19 protein-coding genes are annotated in these 24,397 nt (G+C 32.2%); 6 read left to right on the top strand and 13 right to left on the bottom strand.

Translation table 11 applies throughout. The features are described from left to right. Positions 1-36: 36 nt before the first annotated feature. The 9 genes from DWV06_RS13490 to DWV06_RS13530 all read right to left on the bottom strand — a co-directional run bounded on the left by DWV06_RS13490 (position 37) and on the right by DWV06_RS13530 (position 12,038). Positions 37-318, bottom strand: coding sequence for a DUF4190 domain-containing protein (locus DWV06_RS13490; protein WP_115482716.1), 282 nt, complete (start codon positions 316-318; stop codon positions 37-39). Positions 319-339: 21 nt separating this feature from the next. Next, the gene (locus DWV06_RS13495) at positions 340-2,586 is read right to left on the bottom strand and encodes a SpaA isopeptide-forming pilin-related protein (RefSeq protein WP_115482717.1); all 2,247 of its coding nucleotides are present in this window, start codon (positions 2,584-2,586) and stop codon (positions 340-342) included. Between the two features lie 186 nt (positions 2,587-2,772). Continuing rightward, entirely contained in the window at positions 2,773-3,537 is a 765-nt protein-coding gene (locus DWV06_RS13500; RefSeq protein ID WP_115482718.1) for an amino acid ABC transporter ATP-binding protein, read from the bottom strand. A 10-nt stretch (positions 3,538-3,547) separates the two neighbouring features. Continuing rightward, positions 3,548-4,198, bottom strand: coding sequence for an amino acid ABC transporter permease (locus tag DWV06_RS13505; RefSeq protein ID WP_115482719.1), 651 nt, complete (start codon positions 4,196-4,198; stop codon positions 3,548-3,550). 81 nt (positions 4,199-4,279) lie between these two features. Beyond that, the gene (locus DWV06_RS13510) at positions 4,280-5,074 is read right to left on the bottom strand and encodes an amino acid ABC transporter substrate-binding protein (protein WP_115482720.1); all 795 of its coding nucleotides are present in this window, start codon (positions 5,072-5,074) and stop codon (positions 4,280-4,282) included. Positions 5,075-5,144: 70 nt separating this feature from the next. After that, the gene (locus tag DWV06_RS13515; RefSeq protein WP_115482721.1) at positions 5,145-6,284 is read right to left on the bottom strand and encodes a hypothetical protein; all 1,140 of its coding nucleotides are present in this window, start codon (positions 6,282-6,284) and stop codon (positions 5,145-5,147) included. 12 nt (positions 6,285-6,296) lie between these two features. Continuing rightward, the gene (locus tag DWV06_RS13520) at positions 6,297-7,133 is read right to left on the bottom strand and encodes a hypothetical protein (protein ID WP_115482722.1); all 837 of its coding nucleotides are present in this window, start codon (positions 7,131-7,133) and stop codon (positions 6,297-6,299) included. 33 nt (positions 7,134-7,166) lie between these two features. Then, positions 7,167-8,453: a DUF5716 family protein gene (locus tag DWV06_RS13525; RefSeq protein ID WP_115482723.1), complete on the bottom strand. Its 1,287-nt coding sequence runs from the start codon at positions 8,451-8,453 to the stop codon at positions 7,167-7,169. Between the two features lie 15 nt (positions 8,454-8,468). Next, entirely contained in the window at positions 8,469-12,038 is a 3,570-nt protein-coding gene (locus DWV06_RS13530) for a DUF5717 family protein (RefSeq protein WP_115482724.1), read from the bottom strand. A gap of 138 nt (positions 12,039-12,176) precedes the next feature. Here DWV06_RS13530 and DWV06_RS13535 point away from each other — a divergent pair, with 138 nt between their 5' ends. From DWV06_RS13535 to DWV06_RS13555, 5 genes are all read left to right on the top strand, one after another. Continuing rightward, on the top strand, positions 12,177-13,268 hold the full coding sequence (locus tag DWV06_RS13535; RefSeq protein WP_115482725.1) for a pyridoxal phosphate-dependent aminotransferase: 1,092 nt from the start codon (positions 12,177-12,179) through the stop codon (positions 13,266-13,268). 92 nt (positions 13,269-13,360) lie between these two features. Further along, on the top strand, positions 13,361-13,729 hold the full coding sequence (locus DWV06_RS13540; protein WP_115482726.1) for a GntR family transcriptional regulator: 369 nt from the start codon (positions 13,361-13,363) through the stop codon (positions 13,727-13,729). 2 nt (positions 13,730-13,731) lie between these two features. Continuing rightward, entirely contained in the window at positions 13,732-14,430 is a 699-nt protein-coding gene (locus tag DWV06_RS13545) for an ABC transporter ATP-binding protein (RefSeq protein WP_115482727.1), read from the top strand. After that, positions 14,424-15,224, top strand: a complete 801-nt coding sequence (locus DWV06_RS13550; RefSeq protein WP_115482728.1) for a hypothetical protein — start codon at positions 14,424-14,426, stop codon at positions 15,222-15,224. The genes DWV06_RS13545 and DWV06_RS13550 overlap by 7 nt, the downstream gene beginning before the upstream one ends. A 22-nt stretch (positions 15,225-15,246) precedes the next feature. After that, on the top strand, positions 15,247-16,095 hold the full coding sequence (locus DWV06_RS13555) for a PHP domain-containing protein (RefSeq protein ID WP_115482729.1): 849 nt from the start codon (positions 15,247-15,249) through the stop codon (positions 16,093-16,095). Here the strand turns inward: DWV06_RS13555 and DWV06_RS13560 are convergent. Genes DWV06_RS13560 through pheA form a run of 3 tightly spaced genes read right to left on the bottom strand, consistent with a single transcriptional unit; the run spans position 16,092 to position 20,943 of the window. Beyond that, complete coding sequence (locus tag DWV06_RS13560) at positions 16,092-18,224, bottom strand: RNA degradosome polyphosphate kinase (protein ID WP_115482730.1); 2,133 nt, start codon at positions 18,222-18,224, stop codon at positions 16,092-16,094. The two genes, DWV06_RS13555 and DWV06_RS13560, sit on opposite strands and share 4 nt — an antisense overlap. A 31-nt stretch (positions 18,225-18,255) precedes the next feature. Continuing rightward, the gene (locus DWV06_RS13565) at positions 18,256-19,785 is read right to left on the bottom strand and encodes a Ppx/GppA phosphatase family protein (RefSeq protein WP_235828969.1); all 1,530 of its coding nucleotides are present in this window, start codon (positions 19,783-19,785) and stop codon (positions 18,256-18,258) included. Positions 19,786-19,812: 27 nt separating this feature from the next. Next, a complete protein-coding gene (pheA, locus tag DWV06_RS13570; protein ID WP_115482731.1) occupies positions 19,813-20,943 on the bottom strand; it encodes a prephenate dehydratase in 1,131 nt (376 codons plus the stop codon). Positions 20,944-21,165: 222 nt separating this feature from the next. Between pheA and DWV06_RS13575 the strand changes: the two genes are divergently transcribed. Next, entirely contained in the window at positions 21,166-22,188 is a 1,023-nt protein-coding gene (locus DWV06_RS13575; protein ID WP_115482732.1) for a DUF5050 domain-containing protein, read from the top strand. Between the two features lie 556 nt (positions 22,189-22,744). Here DWV06_RS13575 and DWV06_RS13580 read toward each other — a convergent pair. After that, positions 22,745-24,397 (bottom strand): ankyrin repeat domain-containing protein, encoded by a 1,653-nt coding sequence (locus DWV06_RS13580; RefSeq protein ID WP_115482733.1) that lies wholly within the window; start codon positions 24,395-24,397, stop codon positions 22,745-22,747.

Genomic DNA, 24,397 nt, shown 5'->3' on the forward strand with positions numbered 1-24,397 from the left:
TTTTTCACAGCCCCTTTTTTAATAAATATTATAATTTTATTTAATCCAATATTTCGGCAGCCCAGCTAAAGGATTATTTATTAATTTAATAAAAATAAATATAGTAACAAAAGTCAACAGTATTCCTATAACTCCGGTAATAATTCCAACAATTGATCTTCCATCTAATTTATTATCTACTGTTCTTCTTCCTAATATGCCTAAAACAATAGCTATAATACCTAAAATAATATTGAAACCGGTACAAGAGAAACCAATACTTAAAATACCTGATACCATAGAAATTTGTGAATAATTTCTTTTTATATCTTGCTGCATAAAACCTCCTTATGCAAATTTTTATATTTTTTTCTTCTTTCTAAGTAAACATAAACACCCAGAACTAAATACGAATAAAACAATCCATACCGATGTATTTACATTGTCCATTGTTTTTGGTGCAGTAACTTTATTTCCTGTTGTAGCTGCCTTAAGTTGACTGGTCGTTTTAGTTGTCTTCGTCTCTTTTATATTTGGATTTAACTCCTTAGATCCTTTTACTTTTGGTACTAATTTTTTCCTATTGCTTTTATATGTAACTACTTCATAACTATTTGGACCGATTTGAAATACGATCGGCGTTTTATCCAAAAGATAACCTTCCGGAGCCTTTGTTTCTATAAATTGGTATTCACCCGGAAGTAAATCTTCCACTACGATTTTTCCGTTTTTATCAGTAATCAGGTTTGTTTTTCCTTCTACATCCACATAGGTCCCCAACTCTTTTTTCTGTAATTTAAATATCGCTCCCTGTAATTCTTTATCCCGGTTCTTGAATTCATGTTTTACTAAAGTAATTCGTCCACGATGAATTTTATTTTCGATTATTGCACTGACATCATATTGACTGCCTTGTGTGACATTTGTTGCTGATGTACCAGCATATGTAATCTGAATAGAACGATCCGGATTTACAATGAAATATAACTTTTCTGCTTTTACATAAGTAGCCGGAACTTTTGTCTCTTCTATATAATAGGAACCTGCAACAATATTTTTATAAGTATAAACATTCCCAGTTCGATTCATTTTACCTACAACAGTTCCATCTTCTCTAAAAATGGTAAATTCTGCTAAATCTTCCTCTTCTAATTTTTCATCAGACTCTTCATAATTCTTTGTTATTTGAATGGAATTATCCAGTAAAGCATTTGTCATGAACAAATCAATATACAGATTACGATTACTGTCTGCCTTGTTATAATCAATTTCAAATGTCTGAGGCGTTGTATCCAGTTTATAACCTATAGGTGCTTTCGTTTCCACCAAACTGTAAGTGCCTTCACTCAATGAATTTATTTTAATTTCGCCATTTGTATCTGTGATTAAATGATCACGAACAATTTCACCGTCTTCTGTGGTTCCTTTGACTAATTTAAATTCGGCTCCTGCCAATGCACTATGATTTGCTTCATCTATCTTCTTGAGTTTAACATTAGTCATATACCCCACTGCATCCCCTCTGCCGGAACGATCAATGGAATTTACATTTACTTCATATACCTCGCTATCATTTTTCGTAAACTTAGCATAATTCGTATATTCTGTTGGACCTAATTTGACACCATCTAAAGTCACTGAATCAAAGCCAAACATAAACTCACCGTTAATAGGACCATCAACAAATTCAATATAGAAACCTGTCGCATTATTGTTGGCATCACGCGTCATTGTAAAACTTTTTATGTATTGGGTAAATGCCGGATAATCTTTACCATCCATACGCAATCTTTCAAACTTATAGGAGGATGAACTACTATCCCAATATCGCCTTACAATTTTTATCGAATCTTCAATTAATTTTTGTCCAGGTCCTAATTGTTCTGTAAAAGTACCTTTTGAAAAATCAACATTGGATTTGAGTGCACTGTTAATGTCAACTTCCCAAGACACATATTTATTTCCGTCATCATTATAATAAAATCCCCATTTATTAATATTTTCTAAAATTGGAGCATCATCTCCCTGGTCATTATAAATATCAATGTTATAGGATTTACTTGTTGTATCATAAACAAAAGTAATTTCTTTTTTCCCTGTTTCAATTCCTGATTTCCAAACTGCTGCAAACTGCATTGTCCCCGTTATCCCTGTATGATCTTTTAAATAATCACCATCTTTGTCAGGATCGTCTAAAAACGTGACTGTTGCATGATTTGAATCTTTTGGTACCTCTACCAATCCTACTTTTGTCACTCCATCCGGGGCATAGAGATAAAAACTAATCGCCTTACTTCCTGCGCTAAGAGAATCGGGCAAATCAAATGTTACAATATCTCCCGAAGTATGCCCATTCAACTTCCATGTATAATTTACATATACGGAACCATAAATATGCACCTTCTGACCGTTCACTACTTCGTTTTTACCCTCTGAATCTGTCGTTATCTTAACAGATGTCAAAATCCCATAATCTTCGACCGGAGTATTACTTGCTTTTATCGTATCTGCTGCAAAAGATACCATACAATTTGTTACAATCATTAAAAAACATGTAAACAAAGCAAATAACCTTTTTGTCTTTTTAAAAATTCTGTCTTTTTTCAATAACAACACCTCTTTCTTAATCTAATGATTCTTATATATTCACACACTCTCATACTAACAGACAAATTTCGACAAAACAAGCAAAATTCACTTGATTATGTTATGAATTTTTTCTATCAATTATATATAAAAATAAGGCAACTATTCTTTGAAATTTTTTCAGAATAGTTGCCTTCCATTTTTTTATTAATTATCTTCATTTAACTTGCCTAAAAACTCTTTCATACGTATGTTTTTAGAATTGAATAATTCCTCAGGAGTACCCTGTTCTGCAATTACACCCTGATCCATAAAAATGATTCTGTTCGATACGCTGCGTGCAAATGCCATCTCATGAGTTACAATTACCATTGTCATATGCATATCAGCCAATGAACGAATCACCTTTAAGACTTCACCGGTAAGTTCCGGATCTAAGGCCGATGTTGGTTCATCAAAAAATAAGATTTTTGGATTTAATGCCAAGGCTCTTGCAATCGCTACTCTTTGCTGCTGTCCCCCGGAAAGTTGATATGGGTATGCATTTTCTTTCTCTTCTAATCCCATTTTCTTCAATAATTCTCTCGCCGTTCTATACGCTTCCTCTTTACTTTTCTTTTGTACATGAATCGGCGCATCTGTTATATTTTTAATTACAGAATAATGCGGAAATAAATGAAAACTTTGAAATACTAATCCATAATATTCTTTTATCTTTTTTAACTGTTCGTTTGTAGCGTAAACTGCTTTTCCATGTTCATTATTCCATACAGCTTTGTTCCCAAGATAATTCAACTCACCCGCATCCATAGTTTCTAGCATAGTAGCACATCTTAATAATGTTGTCTTGCCTGAACCGGAAGGGCCTATGATGGATAAAACTTCACCCTCTTTTACCGATAGGGAGATATCCTTTAGTACGTTTAGACCATCAAAACTTTTTTGTACATGATTCATTTCTAACAAATTCATAAATATCCTCCTAACGGTAATAACTTAGCTTCTTCTCAATTTTCTCCATAATAAAAGCTACGAATAAATTAAATAAATAATAGAATGCACCTGCAATTATAAATGGAGTAATGATACCTTGCGCCGATGCAATTTCTCTAGCATAACTGAACATTTCCATAACTGAGATAACTATGACTAAGGATGTATCTTTTACTAGTGTGATTACTTCGTTCGTTATAGAAGGAAGAATACGTTTAATTACTTGGGGTAAAATTATTTTTATAAATGTCTGCTGCCTGCTGTATCCTAACAACTTTGCTGCCTCATATTGTCCAATTGGCATTGATTCGATCCCGCTTCTATATATTTCTGCAAAGTACGCTGCATAATTCAAAGAAAATCCTATAATAGCAGCTACGAATCGATATGACAAACTTAATTGCATTCCAAATAAATAATGCGGACCAAAGTAAACCACCATTAACTGAAGCATGAGTGGTGTTCCTCTCATAATTGAAATATAAAATTTGGTTACCGTACTAATAATCGGATTCTTTGCCATTCTTCCAAATGAAATAACCAGACCCAAAGGCAATGAAAATATTAGCGTAAAAGCAAAAATTTCTATAGAAACCTGCATTCCTTTTGCAAGTTCTAGTAGAATCGTATTTAAATCCATGAAACTTCCTCCCATAAACATTCTTCAATCGTTTCTGCAATATAAGAGAGCTGCTAAGTCAATAACAGCTCCTTTTTCTTACTATTTGCCAAGTATAACACTCTCTGTCAGATCCCATTTCTTTGCAATCTCATCAAATGTACCATCTTTTACCATCTCAAGTAAAGTATCTTCCACTTTATCTTTTAATTCAGTATTTCCAAGTTTGAACCCGATTGCATAAAGTTCAGGTGATAATACCTTGTCTAAAATTACATATTTATTATCTCTATTTTCAACCTGATACTTAGCAACTCCTATATCAACAGCAATTGCATCTACAGTACCGGATTCCAAATTCATAAATGCATTATTATAATCTCCAACTTTAACTAACTCTCTAAATGATGCAGTTAATTCTTTATTATCATCACTCTCTAAAGCTTCCAATGCGGAAGATGCCGTCTGAACTGCAACAGCTTTTCCAGCTAAATCTTTAAATTCTTTAATTCCTGAATCTGCCTTTACCACAAATACCTGGCTGTTATTTACATATGGTTTAGACCATGTGTATTTATCTTTATTTTCATCACTAAGAGTAAATCCATTCCAGATACAGTTTATCGTTCCAGAATTCAGTTCCATATCCTTCGAATTCCAGTCAATGGGTTGTAATTTTAATTCCCAGCCTCTTCTTTTGGCAACTTCTGCTGCTAAATCTAAGTCAAACCCAACATATTCGCCTTTATCATCTTTATAACCATAAGGTGGAAAATTGGAATCGAATCCTACAATCAAAGTATCCTCTGATACTGCCTTCTTATTACTTTTCCCACACCCGCCTAAACATGACACAACCATAATAAGTGCCAGTCCTAAAACAACTATTTTCTTCATATAATCCTCCTAAGTGTGTATGACTCTTTTACACTACTAATTTACCTAAGTAAATCGCTATATTATACTATCATATCCCTTCAAAACTGTCAATGGAACTCAGAATTTCTTCTACCTCTTTTCGATAGGATGGATTTTCTTTTACAAACTGTATTACTTCTTCTTTTAATTCTGTCAGTTTTTTATTGATACTTTCGATTCTGGCTCTTAACTTCTGTCTGCGAAGAATTAAGTTATGACGTATCTCAACCATTTCTTTATTATCTACCAATGCTTCGACTTGATATAACCATACTCCGGTATCATTGATATTGTATTGACGCAGTGACCTGATCAGCTTTTGATTTAACTTTTCTAAATCTCCTGATGTTCGGCTATAAGCTTTTCTTTGTTCTTTCATCAACATGTATTGATCCCATAAATATTGTAACTCATGAGCATTATGAACGGAATACTTTTCACAAGTATATTCAACTACATTTGTAAAATTTACATACTTTGTTTTAATACGATTCAAAACTACAATTGCATGGTTTAAATTGACCTGGACCTGTTGAATTTTCAATGAATTTTTTTGAATTCTTAAAAATATATAAAAGCCAGTTATAACTGCTACAAAGCAAGCACTAAGATAAACCATATTCAAATCCATATAATATGAAGTCTGTAATAGGAAAGCTACTGCACATACTACAATAAACATACTACTGATAAAAAACAACAATTTTTGCAACAGCTTTTGTTCATCTAAAAGATACTTTCTTTCATAATCCCAGGCACCTTTCTCACCTTCTACATGATGCATATCCCGTTTTACTGCCGACAAATAAGATTCATTATCTCTTAATTTCTTTATGGACGCAGGCATTTCATCTTCGAACTTTTCAATTTCCATATACTGCATTTGAGTAAGTTTATTTGTAGAATTTTGAAATTCCTTACGTTTATCTTTTATTTTAATGATTTCTTCCGCAACACAATTGATTTCTACTCGCATTTCCTCCGGTATCTGATCAATAATCTGCATATCATTCAAGTAAGAAGTCACGTTTTCATATTCTAAGCTCACTTCATCCAATTCACTAACAAATTCAATGATTTGCTCAAGACTGTCTAAAGCATAGTGTTCAACCTGTTGTTCCATCTGATCTATAGGTTCATTATTTAACTGTTTTTTATTTTTTTTAAAGATACGTTTCCAAAATTTCATACATCTATCCTTTTAATCTGTATTTTTACGATATTCATTCTTCCATTGTTCTAAAATATTTATCACAGCTTCCTGGTATTGATTCACTCTTCCTTGCGTCTTAAGACTTTTTAGATTCTCCAATTGAAGATATTCCTGGGTACTTCTTAATTCCATCATCAATTCCTGTCTTTTCTGCCTGATTAACTGCTTTATTTTATCGTTTTTACTTTCATCCTCTTCCTCAATAACAGTATTCCCCTGCATCTCCAAATAATATAAACACCAATTCATAGCATAATTAGATTCTTCATCATTCAAAACTTCATTGGCCTTCTTAAAAGATTCCATTGCCTCTTGATATAAAAACATTTTTCCATAAACAGTTCCTATATTGTGATAAATTTTTCCATATAATTCTTTGGGTGTATTTCGTTCTTTTGGTTCATCAAGTATTTTTCTATATTCAATCAATGCTTTTATATATTTACCATTTTGAAAAAGTCTGTCAGCCCTTATTTTTCGTTTCTCGTGTTCTGATTTATTATTTAATTGTTCTAATATTTCTTCTATTTCTTTAATCTTTTCTTCTTCACAATATTGTATAGAGCGTAAGATATAACCAACAAACATGCTGTCTGTTCCATATCCAAATACTAATTGACGTAATTTTGCGGCTAATTTTTTCATTCCAATTTCATTTTCAATCCATTGGCAAAGCATTTCACTTTTAATATTTTGATCTATCAGATATAAATTATTGCACAAATAATAACAGAGCTCTTCAATGGAATATATATTCATTGAAATGTTTTGTATGTAATAAGGATTCTTAGCTAATGTCTGACTACAGTATATTAATCCCTCCAAAAAACATCCCTCTTTTCTAATATGATATCGGTTCTATAACGTCTCTGTAAAACTCCATACTCTATTTGAACTTGGATAAAAATCTCCAAATCCCATATCTTTTATAATTACAGATAAAACATTCCATTCTTTGAAACTTACTTCTATTTTTAGTCTGGTTGTTTTGTTCGGTCGTTTCGGCAGACCGTCTAACTCAAATATTTTCGTATCTTTTTCCGTACTTTGTATCGGATGAATTTGAATCTCAACCTCTGATATTTCATCTAAAATAATAAAGCAGGAACCAAATGCCTCATACCAGTCAATACCTGCACTAATTAATGATAAGTATTCCCAGTTCCCTTTATTATTTACCATCATTCCAATATTAGATCGTACCTTGTTTTTTCCTAGGTATACTTTGTTCCAGGAAACTTTTTGTGTTAAAAAATACGCTGCATAACAAGCACCTTTTGTATATAGATTTTGACCTTGGAAAACCCTTCTGCCTTTGCATAACAACCGAAGTGAATTTTGTGCCCATGGCTGTTCAAACTGATCTCCGATTAAATATACTGATGAAATTACTCTTTTTTGAAAGACCGTATTAATAATTCTTTCAAATATTTTGCCCTTTTTTTCGTTTATTTCTTCTTCACTTAGGCTTTCTTCTCCTAAATCTAATGCAGTGAGTTCACCAAAAACGTTCTCCTCAACTGTAACTACTTGAGGTATCGTCCTATTATTCCTTCTCATACTATAAGAAACTAATTTCTTATCTTGCATGTCAAATAGTTCTACATCATTGTTCCAAATCTGTGTAGACTGACTATATGTATAATAATAAAAACTTTCCTTATAATCCTGTATGTGAAAACATTCTTTTGAAATTTGAATATTTTCCTGCAGCTCTTCCATTATTTGAAATGTTTTATCATCCAGCTCTTCAACCGTAAAAACAAATTTTTGTATTTGAGAAATCTTCCCTACCGTATTCAAAAGCTTCAAAGTCTTTTTCACAAACAAAGACAAAAGTTTTATCGTTTCAAATGTTTCGCCATCAATCTCAATCGTTTTTGTCTGCCTGCATAAATCAACCAAACGCTCTACTAAGATTCCTTCTCCACTTTTTGCAACCCGTTTTGCCTCTTCTCCATGATACCACTGCCCAATTCCTTTTCGCTTGCATAGAACGGAAGGTATCAGTAACTGCTCCCCTCCAATTACAGTACTAAGAGATTTTGGTTCCTTAATACGAAGATCCAAATAACTGATTTGAACATAGCTGTCATTCAGATCATATCCAATATATAATTGATTTTCTTCCCGTGAAGAATGCATGTTTATTCCTCCTGATTACCTAATGTTAAATACATGCTTTGACATGAACTCTCTCTCCATGAACCGTTCCATCATATGAATCATAGTATGGTCATCTTGCAATGTAACACTTAAAATGATTTCATTTAACAAATCATATTTGCTTTCTTTTTGCTCAACAGGCAGATCACTTTTATTTATGCTTGTACATTCCGAAATCACTTCTTCTTTATCTGATATTTCAGTTATATAATACTGTAAATTTTCTCCAAAAAACATAGTGATCATTTTAACAAAAATCCCTTCATACATAAGAGGCATGTCTTCCACAATAAAAGAACTATTTTTATTTTCCTGACTATGTAGCATATAATGTATTTCTACTCTGCTTTTTGGATTTGTTGAATACTCTATAAATAGTTTATCATTTAATTGATAACGATTCGTTATATTTATAGGAAAATTTTGATAAAACTTAAAATACAGATCTCTTCCAATATATTCTTCCAAAAGCTCCTTTACAACATTTTCTTCTTGTTCATTCAATTGTTTTTCTGATAGAGATTTTAAAAGACATAACTTACATATTTCATTTAACTCTTCTTTTCTTAAATATTCTTTTAGCAAATAGTTATCAAAATTTTCCGGTAATCGCTTTTGCCGTACAAAATATTCATAAGAAAAATAGGCAAAATAGGCAATTTTAATTACTTTTCCAGCTCCATTATGATAGTAGTCTTCAAAAATTTTATCCGTTTTAGATGTATACTCTTTCGTAAAAAGAATTTGTATTATAATTCTTTGTGACAGTTCTATGGTTTCCGTTTCAAATTGTTTGGCGAGTTCCCAGATTTCAATCATCTGACTTAAAGTTCCCTGAAAATATTTCACTAAATACTTAAGAATAATATCGTTATATTTCCCTTTCTTCACACAAGCATATACAAGCGTAACAAGAAATTCATTTTCATTGGACTGTTCTTCTTCAGTTATAATAAAATTTGTACACAATCGAAGAAGTAATTTGGCAGAAATTCTATGCCATCCATTTTGACTGATCTTTTCCATTGCTTTTTCATACTGTCGATTCATAATTAATATTTCAATTACTTTTGCTCTTTCACTAATATCCAATTTGCTATCATCTAATTGTAAGAAAAATTCTTCTGCTCTCTCTGTATACTCACCATAATTTTGATAATAATATTGAATGATTTCTGTTCTGATATCTTTCTTGAATTTGTCCTTTATCAAGGACGACTTTTCTATAAAAAAGAGTATATTTAAATTATTTTCTTCTTGTATTTTAAAAGTTTTTTTCTGCTCAAAATAATAAAGTGCCAATTCAACGGAATATGGATAAAGCTTTAAACACTCCTGATATAAAGAATCTCTTGGCAATAAACTTTCTGATTGATAACTAATTTCTTTTCCATATCTGCGATTATACTTATCCTGAAACATAATCTCATAATCGTCTGTAAATATACTAATATATGCTTTTCCATCAATTAATGGAACGACTTGTTCTTTCTCTAAAGCAGAATGACTCACGACAATATATTTCATATTATTATTGGTACAAATTATCTTGTGCATAAATAGCAAATGTGACAAAGCTGTTGCTAACTCTACTGTCAACATCTTATCAGTAAGTATGTTTTTATAAAGGTAGCCCAAATTCTCATTTAAATGCTGTTCTAATATTTGATCAATTGTAAATCTCTCAATAATAGGACGATAATTTCGGTATATTTCTTCATGTCGTTCTTTATTTTTGATAATATAGGCATATAAAAAAGCTTTTCTTCTATAATCTAATTGATTGTTATACTGAAAATACATAAGTACTATTTGTGGTATTTCAATTTCCTCATTCTCTACCAGAGACATCATAAAATATTCGTATAAACGAGTAATCCTCAAATCATATTCAACGGCTTTTGCATACCACTTAAAATATTTACTATGACACATATCATTTTTTATCAGATATCCACACAAAATTCCTACGTGTTCTTTATTCCCATATTTCTCACAAGCAATATCCAAAATTCGATAAAACAAAGGAGAAAACTTCTTTTCTCTAGAAGCTAGATGAAAAAGCTGTCCGGCCATTTCCTGATTTAATGCACCTTGTTTGATAATCCAAGAAATTATTTTTAATTGAGCCTTTCCTAAACGATTTAACATATAAGAGTCTTGCAATAGTACATAATATGCTTCTATATATAATACCGGACTGCTGCATCCCATTTCGATTTGTTGTTCAATTTCCTGGAGTTTCTTATTTCTATTATTTTCTAACTCTTCATCTAAATATAATAAAATCCATAATAAACGCCAGCTGCTTCTATTTCTTTGATACAGCATCTGCACTTCCTGTGTGATTTTATTAATATATTCTTTTTCCGGATTGCATAAAGTCGTTAAATATAAAAAGTAACCATATTGGTCCGGATTCTGTTCATTCTTCTCATTTTCAAGTGCATAACGCTCTAATAACCATCTGGCATCATCTACCTGTTGATTGATAATTCTGACCTGTGCTTGAAACAACTCATACCAATGATTATCTTCCTCTAAATTATGTAGACGCTCTAAATAAGTAAGAGAGTCCTTTGCCCATGTTGCAGCTGAGATGCTTTTCATACGGAATTGAATATATCTGTTTAGAAGCTTGCGTAAATTTATACTGTTTTCTTTCGTTTTCGTACGTTCTGCTTCATCTTTTTCCTTTTTTACGCAAATGGTATAAGAAATTGACTGATGGGCTGAGGAGAATGTAATCTTCCCAAAGTTTTTTCCTGCATGTAATTTATCAAACTCTATAATATATTCAAATATGCAGCTCTTACCAACAAAATCATTTGTTTGTATTACACTTTTACTGATTTGGATAAAAGGCATATCTGTTTTCACTTCTAAATACAAATATCCCCAATTGTTTTTCGTTATCACTATTTTTTCAGAAATATTTTCTTCCAAATTCTCAAACATTATTTCCGGATTGGCATTATCTAATTGAAATTCTACTTTAGATTTCTTATTTATCGCTATTAGAAATGCTTCCATATTCTGTTCGTTTTTTGCACTGGATGAAAAACTCTCATACAATAATTTATATTCTCTCTCATTCTTCTCAAAAATTTGGGCAAATTCTTTCGAATAGAATACACGAAATGCTTCATCCCAATTCGTCTGGGCTAAATTAGCAAAATGGAAAAGATTCTTTACTTCTCCAATAGAAGATACTTCAAATACAGATTCAACCATTATTTCATATGGGATCGTATATTCTCCTCCATTTGAGACAATATAAAATTTTCCCTTTTGAACATCTCCACCGACTAATCCTTTGGTATCATATTCATAGGGTATCTCAACATTTTCTCCTTCAAACCGGGTCACCAAACAAATCATCCTCGGATTGGATGAATAAATGATTCCTTTGATTTTATTTCCTCCGGCTTCCTGAATCTGAACTTTCCCTTTTCCGACACTACCGGAAGGAATATTTAAGATGATTTGATTATCTGATAATTTGATTCTAGGTTTTTCATATTGAAATATCCCATTTGCCAATTCTTTGATACTTCTGTACAAAGTCTCCACCCACTTTATATTCTATAATTGAGTTGCTTTTTTCCCGAAAATACTTATAATGAATTATAACACTAATTTTAATACAAGTGCAACCATTTAAAGTATTGAGTTAAGTTTACAGAAATAGAGGTAAGTATTATGACACAAACAGCGAACTTTCACGGAAGCGATTTAGAAAAAATAGAGCAGATTTATGGGATTCCAAAAGAGCAGATCGTTAGTTTTAGTGCTAATGTAAATCCCTTAGGTATTTCTCCAAAATTAAAACGAGCTTTATCTAAAAAAATTGATGTAATTTCCACCTACCCGGACAGAGACTATACAAATTTACGAACTTGTATTGGAGAATATGTCGGTATAGATAAAGATTATATTATAGTAGGTAACGGATCCACAGAATTGATCTCAATCTTTATACAAATAAGATGTCCCAAAAAGGCGCTTATTTTAGGTCCTACTTATTCTGAATATGAGCGTGAAGTCTCCCTTGGCGGAGGTGTTTCACTTTATTATCCATTAAAGGAATCAGATGATTTCCGATTAAATGTATCTCATTTCATAGAACAATTAAATGATAGTATCGATTTAATTGTAATATGCAATCCTAATAATCCTACTTCCAGTTCAGTCTCTCAAAAAGATATGAGAGCTATATTAGATGCCTGTAAACAATATGACATCTATGTCATGGTTGATGAAACTTATGTAGAATTTGCTGATAATTGGCAGGATATCACTGCAATTCCGCTTACAAGATATTATAATAATATTATAATACTACGTGGAGTTTCTAAGTTTTTTGCTGCCCCTGGACTTCGTTTAGGATATGCGATATGTGGTAACGAAGATTTGATACGAGCTATCAATCAACGAAAAAATCCATGGACGATCAACAGTCTGGCTGAAGCTGCCGGTGAGCTGATGTTTACCGACTTCGATTACATTCAGCAGACCAAAAAATTAATATCCTCAGAACGTAAATTAATCTTTGAACATCTGTCAAAAAACCCTCACTATAAAGTCTACCCCCCTACCGGAAACTTTATTTTACTGCAAATTTTAGATAATGATATAACCTCTCAGGATTTATTTGAAAAAGCAATTCGTAAAGGATTTATGATTCGAGACTGTTCTACATTTCCATTTTTAGATAATAAATTTATCCGATTCTGTATTATGAATCCTGAAGATAATGATAAGTTAATCTCTTTTTTAGAAAATATTAATTAATTTTATGAAAAGTTATTGACAAAACACTTTTTTTTGCGTATTATTGTATTATACAATTAATACAGTGATACAAGAAATGAGAGGTGATACCTATGAGTTGGAATTTAAATTCTGACAGACCAATTTATTCACAAATTATTGAACATATTCAAATGGATATAATTTCCGGTGTTTATGAGCCAGGTACCAAACTCCCTTCTGTAAGGGAATTTGCATCAACCGCATCTGTTAATCCAAATACAATGCAAAAAGCTCTATCTGAATTAGAACGAACCGGTTTAATTTATTCTCAAAGAACCAGTGGTAGATTTATAACGGAGGATATTACAATGATAAATGATTTAAAGAACTCATTAGCTGCTGAGCAAATCAATGAATTTTTTAAACATATGGAACAATTAGGCTTTAAAAAAGAAGAAACAATTGCTCTATTGGAACAGAGAATCAAGGAGGGGAAATAGTTATGAATACTTTAGTTGAATGCAAAGATTTAACTAAAATGTATGGTACCAAAACTGCTTTGGACCATATCAATTTAACTTTAGAAAAAGGACGTATCATTGGATTATTAGGTCCTAATGGTAGTGGAAAGACAACACTGATCAAGATTATTAACGGCTTATTAACTCCAAATAGCGGCACACTTACCGTATCCGGAATGACACCTGGTGTTGGAACAAAGAAAATAGTATCGTATCTTCCAGAAAGAACTTATTTGAACGAATGGATGAAAGTTAATGATATCATTGAATTTTTCAAAACATTTTATGAGGATTTTAATCCTACAAAAGCCTATTCAATGTTAGGTAAACTAGGAATTAATCCTACTGATAAATTAAAAACGATGTCAAAGGGTACTAAAGAAAAGGTGCAGCTGATTCTTGTAATGAGCCGTAAAGCCGATCTTTATATTTTAGATGAACCAATTGCCGGAGTCGACCCTGCAGCCAGGGATTACATTTTGAATACCATCATCAGCAATTACGATGAAGAGGCTACTATCCTGCTCTCTACTCATCTTATCTCTGATATTGAAAATATTTTAGATGAAGTAGTATTTATTCAAAACGGGCATATCAGACTTACTTCTTCTGTAGAAGATTTGCGAGAAAAACAAGGAAAATCGATAGATTCAATCTTTAGGGAGGTATTCAAATGTTAGGAAAATTATTTCAAGCTGAATGGAAGGCTACATCCAGATGGCTGCTTCCTTTACACTTAATTTTACTTGTTGTTACGGTTATGGGGAAAATCCTATTAAGTACAGGTCTATTGGAAAATGAAGCTTTTGTCGCACTAGCTATACTGTCTATGACTTTTTATACCATTTTAATAATAGCTACATCTATTATAACTTTTGTAATAATAGTTGTAAGATTTTATAAAAGTTTATTTTCAGATGAGGGATATTTAACTTTTACTTTACCTGTAACTACAAATCAGCTATTAATTTCAAAAATTGGAGTAGCTTTTATTTGGTGTTTAATTAATACGGTATCAGTTATACTTTCGGTATTTATTTTAGTATTTAACGAAAAAACAATGGATAGTATTGCAGAATTAATTCCGAATTTGAATAATGGCTTAGACAAAGTCCTTGGTTTTTCAGGCTTTGGGGGCGTTCTCTTTATTATCTTTTATATTTTTGTATGCATATTATCAGCAATTTTAATGTTTACAGTAAGTATTTGTATCGGACAGCTTATGTCAAAACATAAAGTATTAGGAGCTATATTAGCATATGTTGGTATTTACATGATAATTCAAACAATATCTACAGTCGGTATGGTCGCTATTGGTTCTATAACATCTAATATGAGTCAAATAAGTAATGCTGAAGTTTTAAAAGTTTATCAAATAACGATACCTGTTTCCTTAGTATTTTCTATTATATTAAGTGGTATTTATTACTTCATCAGCAAATATATTATGAAAAATAAGCTAAATCTTGATTAATAATAACGATAGGAGTTTTCAAATGAATTATATCGATTTACATGTACATTCAAATGCCTCCGATGGAACTTATTCTCCTGAAGAGATTATCGTTTATGGAAAAAAGAAAAACTTGAAAGCTCTTGCCTTGACAGACCACGACACCGTCGATGGTCTGTCAAGTGCTTTTGCTGCTGCTTCTAAATATGATATGGAACTGGTTTCAGGCATAGAACTTTCGACAGAATATAAAGGAAAAGATGTCCATATCCTTGGATTGTTTATCAATTGGGAAGATCCTGATTTTCTGAAATCTTTGAAACAATTTCAGAATTCTAGAGATTTACGTAATGAAAAAATGATTTTAAAATTAAACCAAGAAGCCGGATTTGATATTTCCTTAAAACAAATGAAAGAAAGATTTGGTTCAGATGTTGTACTTACCAGAGCTCATGTAGCACGTTATCTCTTAGAACATGGATACATCAAAAGCATGGAACAGGCATTTCATAAGTATATCGGAGATAACTGCAAATATTTCATTCCTCGTGAAAAAGTCACCCCACAACAGGGAATCGCATTGATACAAAAAGCGAAAGGAATTCCTATCTTGGCTCATCCACTGCTTTACAGTCTAAGTAAGAACGAATTAAGAATTCTTGTATCTTCTTTAAAAGAATCCGGATTAATGGGGCTGGAAGCCATTTATTCTAGAAATAAAGGCTTTGATGAAAGTAATATGAGACAACTGGCAAGAGATTACGATCTACTTATCTCAGGAGGCTCTGACTTTCACGGCTCCAATAAACCGGATATTGATCTTGGTTCTGGTACAGGAGGATTAAAAATTCCTTACGAAGTACTAGATAATATAAAAGCAGCTATTTGTTAAATATCATGGTGTTCAGAAGGGACAAAAACTCTATCATTAGATAACGTTTCTTCTGATTCCACTATCTCATCCGCTTCCAAACAAAACACTTCCTGAGCATTAATAAGCTGTTTTCCCCGCTTATCAAGTTTTTGATAAGTCCCATCAGGCTGCAAAATATGTGCCTTTACGTTATCTTTCAGCTGTACTTTTAAAATATGGATCACTTTCTTTTTTAATTTATCATCTTCAACCGGAAACATGATTTCTACCCTGCGTTCTAAATTTCTTGGCATCCAATCTGCACTTCCCAAATAAATTTCTTCCTGTCCATCATTATAAAAATAAAAAATTCGGGCATGTTCTAAAAAATTACCTACAATTGAGCGAACTTCAATATTATCACTGATACCGGGAATACCAACTTTTAAACTACAAATGCCTCGGATAATCAACTCAATTTTTACACCTGCTGAAGAAGCTTCATACAGTGCTGCTATGATAGAACTATCACATATAGAATTTGCTTTTGCAATAATATGTGCTTTCTTTCCTTGTTTCGCATTCTCTGTTTCTCTTTGTATCATTCTTAGAAATCGTTTTTTTAGCCACAAAGGTGCAACCGATAGTTTATTCCATGATAATGGTTCTGAATAACCGGATAACATATTAAAAGCTGCAGTGGCATCTTCACCAATAGCTGCTGAACAAGTCAATAGACCTAAATCTGTATAAATTTTGGCTGTATTATCATTATAGTTTCCCGTACCCAGATGAACATAACGCCTGATTCCATCTTCCTCTTTTCTTACAACTAACGTTATTTTACTATGAGTTTTTAAGCCCACTAGACCATAAATAACATGACATCCTGCCTTTTCAAGCATTTTTGCCCAAACAATATTATTCTGTTCATCGAAACGAGCCTTTAATTCAACCAATACGGAAACTTGCTTTCCATTCTCAGCTGCCTGCGCAAGTGCTGCAATAATAGGTGAATTTCCACTAACCCGATAAAGTGTTTGCTTGATTGCCAGAACATCTTTATCCATTGACGCCTGTCTTACAAAATCCACTACCGGATTAAAAGATTGATATGGATGATGTAACAGGATGTCTCCTTTGCGAATCTGCTGGAACACATCATCTCCCGGCTGTATTTCAGGTACTGGTCTAGGGATATATTCTGGCATTTTCCATGTTTCAAACCCTTGCATTCCATACATTTTCATTAAGAATGTCAAATCCAAAGGACCATTAATTTTGTATATATCCTCATCACGAATTTCCAGTTCCTTCCTTAAGACCTTCAGTAGCCGTTTATCTATTTTATCTTCCACTTCTAAACGAATTACTTCGCCCCACTGCCTTTTCTTCAATTGTTTCTGAATTTCTTTTAATAAATCAGCCGCTTCATCTTCATCAATTGTTAAGTCTGCATTTCTCATAATACGATATGGATGGGCACAGACTACATTATAATTTAAAAACAATTTTTGAATATTTCGTTCTATAATTTCCTCTAGTAAAATAATTGTCTTACCTTCATCCTTTTTACTTGGCAGCAAGACAATTCTGTCTAAAACAGATGGTACTTGAACGGTAGCGAACTCAAATTCTTCTTTCTTATTCTTCTTTGATAGCAGAGCACCGATATTAAGAGATTTATTTCTTATTAGAGGAAACGGTCTTGATGAATCTACTGCCATAGGCGTTAATACGGGATAAACGTTTTCTTTGAAAAACTTATCTGCATATTTTGCCTGTTCTTCATTTAATTGTTCGTGCTCACTTAATACATGTAATCCGTTCTGCTTTAATAAAGGTAACAAAGAACGATTGTATGTGGAATACTGAGTTGAAACCAATTCATGAGTTTTTTTATTTATCTGTTCCAGTTGTTGACTGGCCGTTAAGCCGGATATATCCTTTTTTGTATATTTTGCATGTACCATATCTTTTAAAGAAGCAACACGTATCATAAAAAATTCATCTAAATTTGAAGCCGTTATACTTAAGAATTTAATTCTCTCAAATAGTGGATTATTCTTATCCCTGGCTTCACCTAATACTCTATCATTAAACCCTATCCAACTTATTTCACGATTTGTATAATATTCTTCCTTTGTAAAATTCAACATCTCTTCCATCAGATTACCCCCTTTGTAATGAAGTATTTAACTACATTTTTTTCTTTCGTTTAATAATAGGCTGTAGACTGAAAACTTCTTCAAAAAATTCTGCTTTTTTCTTTAACCATGTACGTTCAAGTTTTATATCTTCCATCGTATCTACAACAATTTGTAATGTCTTATCCTTTAATACCACCTTACAGTTCTTAAATTTTTCTTTATGACTTTTATCCAAAGCTTTTGATACCCTTAAAATTGCTGTTAACTTTGCTACACGCAGATAGCTTACTGAATCTAGTTTATTAGCCAATTCCTTTTGTGGCGGTAATGGCAAGGTATTATACTTTACAATATTAGCAATCATTTCTCTTTCCAAATGTGATAATCCTATAATCTCTGTCGATATAATAATGTTATAAGAACATTCTGCAGAATAAGACAAACTGATATATTTCCCGCATTCATTCAGCAAAGCTGCAATCTGCAGCAACAAACGATCTCTTTTGCCCAATCCATGTATTTTCTTCATTCCATCAAACAAAGTCAATGCCAATTTTTCTATCTCATTAATATAACTTTTTGTACTCATATATCTTTTCGCAATCTGTTTTGCCGCTGCTAAAATATCATTCTCAAAGTTATGTTGTGTTTGAATAATTTTATTTTGCTGTGCATAATCATATGCACTTCCATCCGTTAAGGCTCCTCCCGGGATCCATATCACTTCTGCATTCATTTCTTCAATAATTCTTCTAAAAATAATTGCCGCAGGTAAAATTAACGAAGCCGACTCTGATGAAATTTCTAATTTCTCTACTAAATCTTTTTTACTGTGATAATTCAATCGTTCCCAATATTCCATCAATTGTTTCCTTGTAATGAAATCTTGTTCCTCTCCTCTTGTAATCTTTCGAATTATTTCAGTAACCACATCTCCTCCTGCAATTATATTTTTTATTTCACAGTCTTTTAAGTACATTTTCTTAAATGCAAAGAGCTCATAATTAATTAATTCTTCTATTTGATAACTTAAGTCAATCGTTTCACTTTCGATATCAACAAGTGCTTCTCTGATTCTTAATGTTCCTAAACGAAGGTTTTGCGTTGTAAACAAACTGTCATTGTCAAAAAGTGAGATCTGTAAACTGCCTCCACCAATATCTACAATAGCTGTTCCATTTTTAATCATCTTATTAAATTCATTTTCCTTAGATGCAATTGCTTTATATCGTAAGAAACGTTGTTCAGAATTACTCAAAACATGAACATCCAGATTCGTTCTAAGTTTAATACGATTCAAAACGATTAACATATTGGATGCTTCACGAATTGCACTTGTTGCATGTGCCTGATAAGCGTCAATCTGATATCCCTTCATAATTTGAGTAAATTCATATAACACATCACATAATTCATCAATCTGCTCATGACCGATTGCACCGACTGCATAAACTTCTTTTCCAAGTTCAATTCGATGACGGATATAATCTATCTCTTTCATACCATTTTTTTTCGATAATTCAAATACTTTCATACTGATTTCGTATGATCCTATCTCTATCGCTACAAAAGTTGTCACTCTATATCCACCTCTACTTTTCTTTTATTAGTAATTGCCTAGAATTTTCATATTTCTAGCTTCATCCCTTAAGCCGCGTAATGCATTTTTCACTGCTCCATCTGCTAAATTTCCATCAAAGTCAATAAAAAAGCGGTATTCCCAATTATGATCGGCTAAAGGTCTTGATTCAATTTTATTCATATTCAGATTATTATAAATAAAATGAGAAAGCATATGGTATAGTGATCCACTTTCATGAGGTACTTCAAAGCATATACTTATCTTCTTGGCATTCTTTAAAAAGATTTTCTGATTCGTTACAATAATAAAACGAGTTGAATTATTGCTGCTAAAATTAATTTTTTCTTCTAATACTTCTAACCCATATAGACTGGCAGCATAACTACTGGCAATTGCAGCCTGTGTCTTATCGCCTTCTTGTAAAACTTTTTGCGCAGCAACTGCAGTATTTTGAATGCTGATCTGTTTCCAGTTTCTATGCTGATTTAAAAATTTAGTACTCTGCATCAATGCTTGTGGATGTGAATAAACCGTCTCTATCTCTTCGATTTTGGCACCCGGAACTCCCAAAAGAGAGTGTTCTACTTTTATTATCTGTTCTCCTATGATATAATTTTCGAACTCTACCAATAAATCATAAACTTCACAAACGACTCCCGCAGATGAGTTCTCAATTGGAAGAACTGCAAAATCTGCGGCACCTTCTTCTATCGCTTCCATAGCATCTCGGAATGTTTCGACATGAAAACTATTAATGTCCTCACCAAAATATGTTTTCATTGCCTGCTGACTATATGCCCCTTCTGTTCCCTGAAAGACAATTCTTGATTTTTCATCTTGGATTGAATCAACTGCTATAAAAGGAAGTTTTCCTGTTACCCCCTGATCTGCCAGTAGTTTATATTGAAGTTTCCGACTCATAGCCATAATCTGCTCAAATAATTCTTCCACTCCATGACGATTAAAGTCATTATTCGCCAATTCTCTAACTTTTTGTATTTTTATCAATTCTCTCTCGTTATCGAATACTTTTTTACCTGTCTGTATTTTATATTCAGCAACATTTTTACACATTTCCATTCGCTTTTCATACAAAGCTACTATTTCACGATCAACTTGATCGATCTCGTTTCTTATTTCTTGCAAATCTAACATGATGTATTTCCTCCCGCTTTCTCTTGTAACGTTTCTAAAAACCAGTTGCACCTTACCAAACTCACTGTATCTTTGTCATTACTTATAATATATAACAAAATGCTGTATGACCGCAAGTTTTAATTAAATGTTCAACTTAGAATAGAATACTTGCATATTCTGATTTATCCTTCTATAATTAAATTAGTAAAAAACTAACAGATAATTTTGAGAGGAGCAGTTATGAAGAAAAAAAAATTTTCCTTAAAATCAACTCTTACTATTCTATTTTCCATTATTTTGATTTTAGGTGGTTTGATAATAACAGTTGTTTTTTTTAATAGAACACATTTCAATCCTAAAGATTCCTTAGGAAATACACCCGGCAATTTAAACAATAAAGGATTATTTTGTGAATATAAGAATAAGATTTATTTCAGTAATCCATATGATAATAATGCTTTATATGTAATGAATAGCGATGGTTCCAATGTTACCATTCTTAACTCTGATCAAGTTTCTGGAATCAATGTATATGGTAATTATATATTTTATTCTCGAAATAACCAAGGTAATAAGTCTGATTTTTCATTTCTACAAATAAATACAAAAAGTCTTTGTCGAACCAATTTAGATGGTAAAAATTTAAATGTCTTAGATTCTGAGCCTACACAATATCCGGCACTGATTGGAAACTATCTATATTATCAGCATTTTGACAAATCAAATATTGCTTCGCTTTACCAGGTCAAAATAGATGGAACTGAAAAAAAGCAATTATTGAAAGAGCCCGTAATTCCCACCGGAATCTCTAAAAATGGACTTTATTATAATAACGTAATAGAAAACCTTCACATGTTTCTTTACAATCCAATTACTGAAGATACTTCAAAGCTTTATTCAGAAAACTCATTTTTTATAGTACCGGATGGTGAGTTTATCTATTTTATAAATTGTAATCAGAATTATACTCTTTGTCGCTATAATATAAATACAAAAGAAGTACAACAACTAACATCAGACCGAGTTGACTGTTATAATATCTGCAATAACAATATTTATTATCAAACTGCTGAAAAAAATAATTATGGACTTTACCGTTGCGAAAAAGATGGGGCCAATCCTATCCTTATTAAAAAAGGGGTTTTTACTAATATTAATGTGACTTCTAAAATGATTTTTTTTCAAAAATTTAGACAAGATACTCCTATTTATTATATTTCAACTGATGGGGATTTAGAGGTTCAGACGTTTACTCCCCAGTAGGGGGGCAAGTTCCCCTTCTGTTTTTCTCTTGTTTTCATATATTAAGGGATTCTAAGTTCTGGCTCTGGATGCAAAAAGCGTGTCTGGAACTCCCAAACTCGAGCATGCTGCTCTCAAACAGGTGGGATTTCCAGACAAAAGCATCCAGAGCCAGAACTAAGATTCCCTAGATACATTCAAGTAGGCGAGTAAAACAGAAGGGGAACTTGCTGGTAGTGGCTGTTGGACTTTTTTTAATTGGCAGAATTTTTATTTTTCAGTATCTATTATGTATTTTCATATATTACTTAATACTATTTTTTTATACTTGAAAACCTATTAATTCTATTAAAGATATAATAATACAAATTTTAATATTTGTCTAAAAGTTTTAGAGCAGTGTTAAAGTTATTAATATTCTCCCATAATTGTTTATCACCAATAACTAAACAGCGAAACTTAGCCCTAGTAACTGCAACGTTTAATATATTAGCTTTCTTGTCAGCGCATATTGATTTCAAGCGGAAAGAAAAATTAGAGCTACTTATATAAATATAATTGATCTTATTTAAATTTTTTACTTCGCACCATGTTCAATTAAATACTGTTTCACATTCTCACTATATTCTTTTGATTTCTCCAATAAAGTCTTTCCCTCTTCATCAATCATGGTCAAATCGGCTCCTGCCTCTACCAAACACTTAATCTTATCCATTTCTCCTCTCCAAATAGCGTACAAAACAGAACCATAATCTATTTTAGCTCCATTATCTACAAGAACTTTTACTACCTCTGGAGTACTAAACTTAATCGCCGTTTTCAATGCTGAACTTTCACCACCATCTCCCTCTATATCTATTCCATGCTCCACAAACATCTGCGTTATCTTTAAGTTCTCCTCACAACAAATATCCGATAAAATTCCTTTTCTTACCTTATTTCCGTATCCCTTCTCGAACAAATATTCTGCAAATTCTTCTTTATTAAAATAAGCACATAAATGAAATACCTGGCTAATAATAGCTTCTTGCTCATCTTTTGGCAATCCTTCATTTTCTTTTAAAATGCGTTCTAACATCTCTTTATTTTCATTTAAGGCTGCCGCACATGCCTCACTTTTACCTTGTGAAATTGCATCTGACCATTGACTATTCACTATCTTGGCATCGCTATCCAATAAATAATCCGCAATTTCTGTATTATTATTTAACAATGCTAATACAAGAGGGGAAATTTTTTCATCAACTAAATAATTAATATCCGCCCCTTTTTCAATAAGATACTTTACATTTTCCAATTGATTTCCACGTGATGCAATAAGCAGAAGAGAATTCATCTGATATTCATTAAACTTACTTTTTTCTATACATGCCTTCAATACATCTATATTGCAATATCCAGCAACAGCTCCACAAAGCTTCCATTGGTTATCCTGATCTTCTCTTTCATATTCTCCTCTTTTCACTAAAGATAATACCTTTTTGGAATTTCCTTCTATTGCAACCTGCATTATATTTGATATCGAAAGGTCATTTTGTTTTTTCACAATCTGTTCTATATAGGGAATAATTTTGCTACCCATACAGCCAGTACCTCCAATAGTATCTCCAGCTTTTCCCGACATAGAATCCACTAAAGATTCCAGCGCTTCCATTCGGACTTCTGCTCCATTTTTTATTAATTCATCAGTTAACTCTATCTTATAAATATCCGGTATTCTATCTGAAACAATTAGGGTTTCTAAAGGAGTCCAATCTCCATCTGAAGTAGCATTGATGTCTGCCCCATGTTCAATAAGCATTGGTAAAAACTTTTTTACATAGCAGTATTGATCATCCATCATTTTCGTAAATACTGTTTCCCCTTTAATATTTTTGCTATAATTTAAATCTGCTCCACGATTGATTAAATATTCTACTATCTTATATCTTGAACTATATATAGCCATCCAGATAGGACTTTTTTCAGGGTTTAAACGATCTTTTGAAACATTTGTCATATTGATATCAACACCCTTATCCAATTCTTCTTTTACTTGTTCTAAACAACCAAAAATAATAGAACTTTTTAATGTAATTTCTTTCATTCGCAATTCTTTCTCCTCTTCACTTTCTCCATTAACACTCTGCACTATCTTGGTTCCTTCATGAACCATTTTACCTATGCTGCTGCACCCTGCCATGAAGACCGTAAGCACTATACAACTTAGTACTACTTTAATTCGTTTCAT

The organism is Anaerosacchariphilus polymeriproducens, from assembly GCF_003363435.1.
GTDB lineage: Bacteria > Bacillota > Clostridia > Lachnospirales > Lachnospiraceae > Anaerosacchariphilus > Anaerosacchariphilus polymeriproducens.